The sequence below is a fragment of the Streptomyces sp. NPDC037100 genome (genome assembly GCF_055606225.1).
On the sequence record NZ_JBVJSX010000018.1, the window covers coordinates 90560 to 98788 of the forward strand.

The 8229-nt window shown below is 70.5% G+C and carries 8 protein-coding genes; 3 read left to right on the forward strand and 5 right to left on the reverse strand.

What is annotated here, in order from left to right:
• Positions 1–80: 80 nt before the first annotated feature.
• Together ACZ7EG_RS37575 and ACZ7EG_RS37580 are read right to left on the reverse strand one after the other, a co-directional pair.
• The gene (locus tag ACZ7EG_RS37575; protein WP_471088953.1) at positions 81–671 is read right to left on the reverse strand and encodes a hemerythrin domain-containing protein; all 591 of its coding nucleotides are present in this window, start codon (positions 669–671) and stop codon (positions 81–83) included.
• A gap of 11 nt (positions 672–682) precedes the next feature.
• Entirely contained in the window at positions 683–1882 is a 1200-nt protein-coding gene (locus tag ACZ7EG_RS37580) for a hypothetical protein (RefSeq protein ID WP_471088955.1), read from the reverse strand.
• Positions 1883–2245: 363 nt separating this feature from the next.
• Between ACZ7EG_RS37580 and ACZ7EG_RS37585 the strand changes: the two genes are divergently transcribed.
• The gene (locus ACZ7EG_RS37585; RefSeq protein ID WP_471088972.1) at positions 2246–2596 is read left to right on the forward strand and encodes a hypothetical protein; all 351 of its coding nucleotides are present in this window, start codon (positions 2246–2248) and stop codon (positions 2594–2596) included.
• Positions 2597–2612: 16 nt separating this feature from the next.
• Here ACZ7EG_RS37585 and ACZ7EG_RS37590 read toward each other — a convergent pair whose 3' ends face one another.
• A complete protein-coding gene (locus ACZ7EG_RS37590; protein ID WP_471088957.1) occupies positions 2613–3707 on the reverse strand; it encodes a carboxylate-amine ligase in 1095 nt (364 codons plus the stop codon).
• A gap of 484 nt (positions 3708–4191) precedes the next feature.
• Here ACZ7EG_RS37590 and ACZ7EG_RS37595 point away from each other — a divergent pair, with 484 nt between their 5' ends.
• Together ACZ7EG_RS37595 and ACZ7EG_RS37600 are read left to right on the forward strand one after the other, a co-directional pair.
• Complete coding sequence (locus ACZ7EG_RS37595; RefSeq protein ID WP_471088959.1) at positions 4192–4953, forward strand: cbb3-type cytochrome c oxidase subunit I; 762 nt, start codon at positions 4192–4194, stop codon at positions 4951–4953.
• The gene (locus ACZ7EG_RS37600; RefSeq protein ID WP_471088961.1) at positions 4950–5324 is read left to right on the forward strand and encodes a hypothetical protein; all 375 of its coding nucleotides are present in this window, start codon (positions 4950–4952) and stop codon (positions 5322–5324) included. The genes ACZ7EG_RS37595 and ACZ7EG_RS37600 overlap by 4 nt, the downstream gene beginning before the upstream one ends.
• A gap of 177 nt (positions 5325–5501) precedes the next feature.
• On the opposite strand, the gene ACZ7EG_RS37605 is transcribed toward ACZ7EG_RS37600, so the two are convergent.
• Both ACZ7EG_RS37605 and ACZ7EG_RS37610 read right to left on the reverse strand, forming a co-directional pair.
• Entirely contained in the window at positions 5502–6758 is a 1257-nt protein-coding gene (locus ACZ7EG_RS37605) for a ferredoxin reductase family protein (protein WP_471088963.1), read from the reverse strand.
• 520 nt (positions 6759–7278) lie between these two features.
• Positions 7279–8229: RICIN domain-containing protein (locus ACZ7EG_RS37610; protein WP_471088965.1), on the reverse strand; the 951-nt coding region annotated here is incomplete at its 5' end.

Below are 8229 nucleotides of genomic sequence, written 5' to 3' on the forward strand. Positions count from 1 at the left end.
GGCCCCACGACGACCGGCGCGCCGGGGATCCCGCCGGTCCCGGCCGGCCACCTGACTCAGGAACGGCCCCTCGCGGAGTTTCAGTCCTTGTCCATCGCCTTGCGGACGGCGTCCTTCGTGCGGTCCACCAGGGCCGCGACGGGGCCGAGGGCCACATTGGCCAGGCCGGACTCGACGCCAGGGTGGGGGCGGGTGGGTGCCATGGCCTCGGCGGCCTTCACAGCCTTGGCCAAGGTGGCGAGGCCGTCGGCGTCGGTGCTGCGGCGGATGTGCGTGAACTCGTAGCGTTCCTCCGCCCGGGCGTGCTCCTGCACGTCCTTGCGCAGCTTCATCAGCTGGAGCATGAACTTCGGATCGTCGGTGTCCAGTTCGTCCAGGGCGGCCAGGGTCTCCTTGGCCGCCCGCTCCTCGGCGAGCCGGTCCTCCACGACCTGCTCGCCACCGGGCAGCGCTCGCCGTGCGAAGGGATGGACGACCTCCTCCTCGGCGGTCTCGTGCACGGCCAGCAGCCGCACCAGGCGGCGGAAGGCGTCACGGCGTTCCTCGCCCCGGCTCTGCTCGACCTCGTCGAAGAGGTTACGGATGTCGCCGTGCTGGCGCATGAGGAGCGCGACCACGTCGTTGTCCGCGGTGCGATCGTCGCCGGCCTGGGGAGTGTGCGTCTCGGGCATGGTCGGCCTCCTCACTTCTCGCGCATCGCGGGGTCGGGGTGCTCGCCCTCGGTCTGAACGCGGTACTCACGGCCGAACATCTCGTCGTGCTGGACCATCACTCGCTCGCTGGGCGGCTGTTCACCACCATGGATCTGCTCCTGCATCTTCTCGAACCGCTCGTGTGCCTCGCGCACATATCCGGCGCCCAGCGTGGTCAGGTCCATCTGGGTGTCCAGCAGGTGGCGCAGGTACTGCTTGTTCGGCTCGAAGGTGAGCACGTTCGGCAGCTCCGGGGCGAGGACCTCCTGCGGTTCCCGGCCGTCGTGGCGGCGCATGAGGTCGCAGGCGATGTGCAGGTGCTCCAGCTCCATGTTCAGGTGCAGCTCCCAGATCGCCTTCACCTTGGGGTCGCTCTCCTGCTCCATGAAGGAGTAGTACAGGTAGCACTCGTTGTACTCGTGGTTGACGAGCTGCTCCCACCACGTCTCCCCCGGGGCGACGAGCGACTCGTAGTGGGTGACGTGCTCCTCCTCGATCAGCCCGATCTCCTGGTACAGCTGCCGGGCGATCGGCTCCATGTAGGTGGGGCCGGTGTTCATGTAGAAGTTCATGGTCTGCTGCTCCGCCGCCGTGATCGTCAGGGCGTGCAGCTTGGACAGCGGGTTCGTGCCGCTCTTGTCGTAGGGGTCACGGACGTTGTCGTACGGGTCGCGGTGGTGGTACTTCGTCGGCCGGCCCGGCATCACCTCGGTGAGGTCGTCGACGATCGACTCCGCCTTGCGGTGCTCGATCATCTCGTAGAGGTTGGCGTACCGGTACAAATGGTCGAAGTCCTCCAGCACCCCGAACTCGTACGCCTGCTTCAAGTAGGGGTCCGGCTCCATGCGCGCCACCCACGCCGTCAGGTCCACCGCGACCTGCTCGTAGGCGATGGTCGTCTCCAGGACCGAGGACACGCCGGGCAGCAGCCAGTTGACCACCTTCTGCTGCTGCGCCTCGATGTAGCGGGTCCGGGCGAGCTGCCGCTTCACCTCCGGATCGACGGTGTTGCGGGCGAGCTGGTGGCTGAAGAGGATGGCCTCCACCTCGATGCCGTTCATCGCGATGATGCGGCAGCGGGTGTACGGGTCGCAGCGGTCGGGGTCGATGGGCTGCACGTTCAGCTCGCGCCAGCTGCGGAGCTGGCGGTCGAGAGGGATGCCCCGCTGTTCCAATGGGTTGAAGCTCATGGGACGGTCTCCTGGGGGTGTAGGAACTCGCGCGCGGACGGAGTGCCCCGGCAGGACCGAAGGGAACGGGTTCGTCTCCCCCACTCTTTCGGCAGGGTCGCCTTCCGGCCATCACGCGTCCCCCGAGTGGGTGCTCACCACATGGGTCTCCCGGCACCGGCCGGACCGCCCCGGAGTGGCTGTCCGTCCTGGGGTCGGACATCACCACCCGGGGACCACGCCGGCCAACCGGAGAGCGCGCACGGCCCCGGCGGGGACGGTGCGGGAGCGGCGCCGGCCCGGTGGGGCTTCGAACGGCCGCCCCCGGGTACTTCCACGGCCGAACGACCCGCCGACAAAGGAAACGGAGGAACGGAGGCCGTGTTGCTGTCCCATTCGCTCGATCACGGAGTCCTCGTCATCACGGTCCACCAGGACCCCGGCATCGGCGGGCGTGCCACGCTGCTCACGAGGATCAGCGACCTCGTCCAGGCCTACCGGCCGGCACCCGTGGTCATCGTCCTCGACGAGCCGGCCGCTCGGAGCGCGGTGGTCAGCGTGGTCCTCCGGGTCCATCACCGGTGCAGCCGGACGGGCACCCTGTTGTCGGTGGCCACGCACAGTGCGCCCGTCCGCCGCGCGCTCGAGGCGGACGCCGGCGCCGGCGGCACACGACTGGTCGTACACGCCCGCGCGGACACCGCTGTCGCCGCCGCCTGCGCCGCGATGGCCTGAGGAGCGGACCGGGGCGTCAGGGCATCGTGCTCTGGGCGCTGATCAGCTCGGTGACCGCGCGGAGACCGCCGTGCGCGAGAGCGGCGCGCTGCCGGTCCGCGCCGGTCCCGTCCTGCAGCAGCCGGTGGATCAGAGACGCGACCTGCCGGGAGTCGCCGGATGCGTCGAGGGCGGGAGCGACGTGCCGCAGGAACTCGTAGAGCTCGTCGCCGGCCCGGTGCGGGGTGCCGCTGGGGTCGAGAAGGGTGTCTCCGAGCCCGTGCCGGGCGGCGTGCCACATGGCGGCCTGCAGCAGCTCCGGCGCGATATCGGGCAGGGGCGCGTCGGCGGCCGCTTCCGCCAGGGCGGTCTCCACGAGGGCCCGGATGAGCGCGGCGAGCATGACCGCCTCGTCCGCGCGCAGCTGGACGTCCAGGCACCGCACCTCGATGGTGGGGTAGGTGGCCGAGAGGCGGGCCTGCCAGTAGAGCTGACCGACGTCCGAGATCAGACCCGACTCCAGCAGCCGTTCCACGCGCCGGTCGTAGTCGGTGGCGTCTCGGAAGTGCGGAGGCATGCCGCTGACCGGCCACCGGCTGAAGATCACGGTGCGCCAGCTCGCGAAGCCTGTGTCGTGGCCGTCCCAGAGCGGGGAGTTCGCCGCCATGGCCGTCAGCGTCGGCAGCCGGGAGCGGATCCGGTTCAGCACCTGCACGCCCGCTTCCCGGTCCGGCACTGCGACGTGTACGTGCGTGCCGTTGACCAGTTGCTCCGCCACCAACTGGGGGGCCTGGACGACCATGGCGCGGTAGCGGGCCTGATCGGTGACGGCGATGGGGCGGCCGTGCCGCAGCGGCGGGGTGCCGCAGACTCCGATCCGGCAGCCGTGCTCCTCGGCGGCCACGCCGACGGCGTGTCGCAGACGCAGGAGATGGCCTCCGACCTCCTCCAGGGTGTCGCAGACCGGGGTGGCCACCTCGACCTGCGCCTGGAGCAGCTCGTACTGCACCTCCTGGTCCGTCACGAGGTGCCCCACGCCCGCCGCGGCGCGCACCTTGTCCGCCTGAGGAACCGGCAGGCCCGTGACCGGGTCGAGCAGCAGGTATTCCTCTTCCACGCCGATCGTCGTCATCGACCACCCTCTGTTCCGCCCGGCGGCCGGGCCGGATTCCGGCGCGCGTCAAGGCGCACCGCACGCAGCGAAGGTCACCTCTCAGGGGGAGCACGCTCGTGCTGTACCGAGTGCCGCGCCCGGGCCGGAACAAAACATGACACAGACACTGAAACCACTTACCCGATCGTTCCGCGACGACCGCCCGGCAACGCACTGCTCGGCGTGCCGCTCAGTCTCCACGACCGGATACGCGACGGGCTGGGACTGAACTTTCCCTCGGCGGTGGCGCAGAGGGTTCTGACCGGACCCGCCGGCCTCTCGCAACCGCCGCGGTCACCGCGATCGTGCGCACACGGGCGTTGAGCCCGCCGCTCGGGCGAATGGATTTCATTGCACCATTCGGCTCAGGGACACCCGACGGCAGATAAAGATGACAAATCCTACCGAATAGGTTCCTCCGGGGCAGACGACCGTCCGCCTGTTGCTGCCGATCGAGGAACTGATGGCGACACACACTGAACCGGTTTCACCCGTACCCGCAGTGGAGCGCCGCGGCAGAGGGAAGGTGGTCGTCTCCTGGCTGACGACCACCGATCACAAGAAGATCGGGCACCTGTATCTGATCACGTCGTTCGGGTTCTTCCTGGTCGCCGGGGCGCTGGCGATGCTCATCCGGGCGGAGCCGGCCCGGCCGGGACTGCAGATCGTCTCCGGCGAGCAGTACAACCAGGCGTTCACCACGCACGGCACGATCATGCTGCTGCTGTTCGCGACGCCCACCTTCGCCGGGTTCGCCAACGCCGTCATGCCGCTGCAGATCGGTTCACCCGATGTGGCCTTCCCGCGGCTGTTCGTCGGCTTCCACACCACCTTCCTGGTGCAGCACTGGCTCGGCGCCGAGGGCATGCCGCGCCGCTACGCCGACTATCTGGCCGCCGACGGTTTCACCGCGCTCAACACCGTCTCCTCGATCGGCGCGTTCCTGCTGGGCCTGTCCACCCTGCCGTTCCTGTACAACGTGTGGCGGACCGCCCAGAAGGGCGAGAAGGTCGGGGTCGACGATCCCTGGGGCTACGGCCGCTCGCTGGAATGGGCCACGTCCTGCCCGCCGCCCCGCCACAACTTCGTCACCCTGCCCAAGATCCGCTCCGAGTCGCCGGCCTTCGACCTGCGCCACCCGGACCTGGCGAGCCTGGACGAGGCGGAGAACACCGGACAGCGCGATGTCGTCGACGCCGAGGGCCACAAGGGCGAGCGGCAGTGAGACGGAGCAGGCGGCAGGTGCCGCTGGGCGAGCCGCGCAGCGCACTGGCCGACGAGACCGAGGGCTTCCTTCTCGCCCACGCTCATCGCGACCAGGCGCAGCGCGAGGCCGAGGAGCTCTGCGCACGATTGCCGTGGCTGACCACCGCCCAGGCCGAGGAGCTCACCGGCCACTACGTCCACCGGCGTCTCGACGTCACCCGGCAGCACATGCTCGCCACCGTGCGACGCGCCGACGAGCTGCGGCAGGAGTACGAGAGCCGCTACGCCCACCTCCGGCGCGCCCTGCTCCGACGCCACGCGGCCGGGGCCTGCGCGGTCCTGGCCTGTGCCGCGGGGGCGGGGGCGCTGGCGGGTGTGCTGACCCGCTGAGCCGAGGACCGGGCTCAGCGGCCGCAGCCGTCCTCGCGGGACAGCGGCCCGGCACCGGCGCGGCGGCTTGGGCGGCGGGCGGCGTGGCGCTCGCCCGGGCCGGGGCCTTTCCGGGCGACCCGCCCGCGCAGCCCGGAGGATGTACGTGCCCCCGGCCTGTACCGCCGCAGGCGGGGCTCAGGCCAGGCCGAACCGCTCGGCGTGCACTTGCCGGTGGGGAACCTTCAGCCCGCGCAGGGCCCCGAGCACGGCCGAGGTCATCGCGGGCGGGCCACAGACGTACACATCGCGTTCGGCTATGTCGGGAACCAGGACCCGGAGACTGTCCGGCTCGAAGGGCTGGTTCCCCTCCCCCGTGCGGCCGGTGAGCAGGCGCAGTTGCCCCCCGCGGTCCGCGATAAGGGCTCGCACCTCGTCGGCCAGCACGGCGTCGTGCTCGCTGCGCACCCGGTAGAGCACGACGACGTCCCCGGCCGGTTCCTCCTCCAGCAGGGCCCGGACCGGCGTGATCCCCACCCCTCCGGCGATCAGCAGCGCACCGGGCCGCGTGCGATGCAAGGAGGTGAACGCCCCGTACGGGCCCTCGACGTACGCGCGACTGCCGATCGGGATGTGCCGCAGGCCGGCGCTGGTGCTGCCGACCGCTTTGGCGGTCAGGCGCAGACTGCGGCCGTCGGGTGCCGCCGACAGCGAGAACGGATTCGCCGCCCACCAGTGGTGGTGCCCGGGGAAGCGCCAGATGCAGAACTGGCCCGCCCGGGCGGGAAGCCTGTCCAAGTGGCGGCCGGTGACGTGGACCGACACCACGTCGTCCGACTCCGGCACCACCGCGGTGACGTGGAACCGGTGGTAGGCGTTGCGCCACACGGGTATGACGAGCCGGCCCGCGACCAGGGCGCCGAACGCGAACAGCCACAGGGCCCACCAGTAGATCTTGGCGGGCGTGGAGGAGCTGAAGGTGGTGGTCTCCTGCAACTGGTGGACGAACGCCAGCCCCAACGCCAGGTACAGCAGCAGGTGCAGGCCGTGCCACGTCTCGTACCGCAGCCGCTGCCTCACATGCCGTGCGGAGACGGCGCCGATCACGACGACGATCGCCGCTGCCCCCATCCCGAGCAGCGAGGCCGGCACTCCGGCCAGCGCGAAGAACGTCTTCGCCATCGACGCGTCATCGAGCCGGGCAAAGCCCAGCACCACCAGAACGGCGTGGGTGAGGACGGTCCACAACAGGGTGAAGCCGACCCACCGGTGCCACACCGTCAGCCGGTCCATGCCCAGACGGCGGTCGAGCCACGGCAGCCGGGCCACCAGCAGCAGCTGGAACAGCATCAGCACAGCGGCGTGCAGGCCGAAGAACTTGGCGACGGTGAGTATCCCGTTCTTCCCGGTCCCGGCGTTGAGGAACAAGATCTCGACGATCGCCACGTTGGCCATGACAAACGTCCACAGCGCCCACCGCGCCGCAACCACCGGAGGTACGGTGCGTCGCCGCACCCGCATCTGTGAACCAGCCGCTTCCACCGCTTCCCCCTCATGTCCAGGTGACGTGGCGCTTCGGGCACGCATACGGAACGCGCTGCAGAAAGCCTCGACCGCCCGTCGGTGGCCCCCTGAATAGCACCTCGTGAACCCGTGCGTCACCCGGACGGGCGGGTTTGTTCGTCACCCGATCACTCGCAGAACAGGACACCGTATGAGAAGGCTCTGATTTCTCCCCCTCTGATCACGCTCGTCGTTGCCGTGTCGGGGGCGACGGTCGCAGGTGCGCCACCCGCCGCCCCCGACACGCCCTTGCGGGGCGTGCCGTCGGGTGACTCGATCACGTGGGGCGTGGGCAGCAGTTCGGGCGAGTGCCTCGACGTGGCAGGCGGCGGCACCGCCGGCGGCACCGGCGTGCAGCCCTGGGCCGGCCACGGCGGTGCCAACCGCCGCCCTCACCTACCGGAACCGCGGTTCACACGCGGCTCCATTTCTGGTGGGCCTGCCCGTTGCAGGTCCACAGGACCAGCGGGGTTCCGCCCGCGGTGCCGGACCCGTTGACGTCCAGGCACAGGCCGGCGTGGACGTTGCGGATCGTCCCGTCGGAGCCGACGGTCCACTTCTGGTTGTTCTGGCCGTTGCAGGGCCAGGTGATGACGCGGGTGCCGTTGGTGGTGCCCTGGTTGTATGCGTCCAGGCACTTGTCGCCGAAGACACGGATCTCGCCACCGGCCCACGTGGTCCACAGCTGGTTGGCGGCCGTGTGGCAGTCCCAGATCAGTACGGCGGCGCCGGCCGCGGTGGAGGCGTTGTCCACGTCCAGGCAACGGCCGGATGCGTTGCCGCGCAGACGCGAGGTGGTGGCGCTCTGCGGGCTGCCCCCGGTCACGCGGAACACGGCCACGCCGTGCGCGGGGACGCTCGCCGAGATCTGGCCGGAGGTGCTGGACGTGGCGCCGGTCCACAGGTCCGTAAGGGTGAAGGCCCCGCCGGACAGGCCGACTTGCGCGGCCGTGGTGGTGACCGTCGCGGCACCCGCGCCCCGGTTGAACAGGCCCACCGCGACCGAGCCGTCGGACAGGGGTTTGGCGAACACCTCGGCGCTGCCGTCGTCGCGCACCCTGCGCCCGCCCGCCCCCAGCGGGTCCTGGTTGACCGCGAGCAGGCGCGGGTTGCGCAGGATGGCGCTCACGTCGGAGGACATGGTGCGGATGTCGTTGCCGGCCATGAGCGGGGCACTCATCAGCGCCCACAGGGCGAAGTGGGAGCGGGACTCGGTCAGGGACAGACCGGGGCGGCCGACGACGAGCATGTCGGGGTCGTTCCAGTGTCCGGGGCCCGACTGCGCGGCGAGCGGGGCGGTGACGTCGAGGACGTTGCCGACGCCCATCGGGTAGCTGTTGGTGTTGCCGTTCTGCCAGATGTC

Coding starts and splice junctions, on each gene's coding strand:
- ACZ7EG_RS37575 (WP_471088953.1), bottom strand. CDS start 671: ATGCCCGAGACGCACACTCCCCAGGCCGGCGACGATCGCACCGCGGAC.
- ACZ7EG_RS37580 (WP_471088955.1), bottom strand. CDS start 1,882: ATGAGCTTCAACCCATTGGAACAGCGGGGCATCCCTCTCGACCGCCAG.
- ACZ7EG_RS37590 (WP_471088957.1), bottom strand. CDS start 3,707: ATGACGACGATCGGCGTGGAAGAGGAATACCTGCTGCTCGACCCGGTC.
- ACZ7EG_RS37595 (WP_471088959.1), top strand. CDS start 4,192: ATGGCGACACACACTGAACCGGTTTCACCCGTACCCGCAGTGGAGCGC.
- ACZ7EG_RS37605 (WP_471088963.1), bottom strand. CDS start 6,758: ATGGCCAACGTGGCGATCGTCGAGATCTTGTTCCTCAACGCCGGGACC.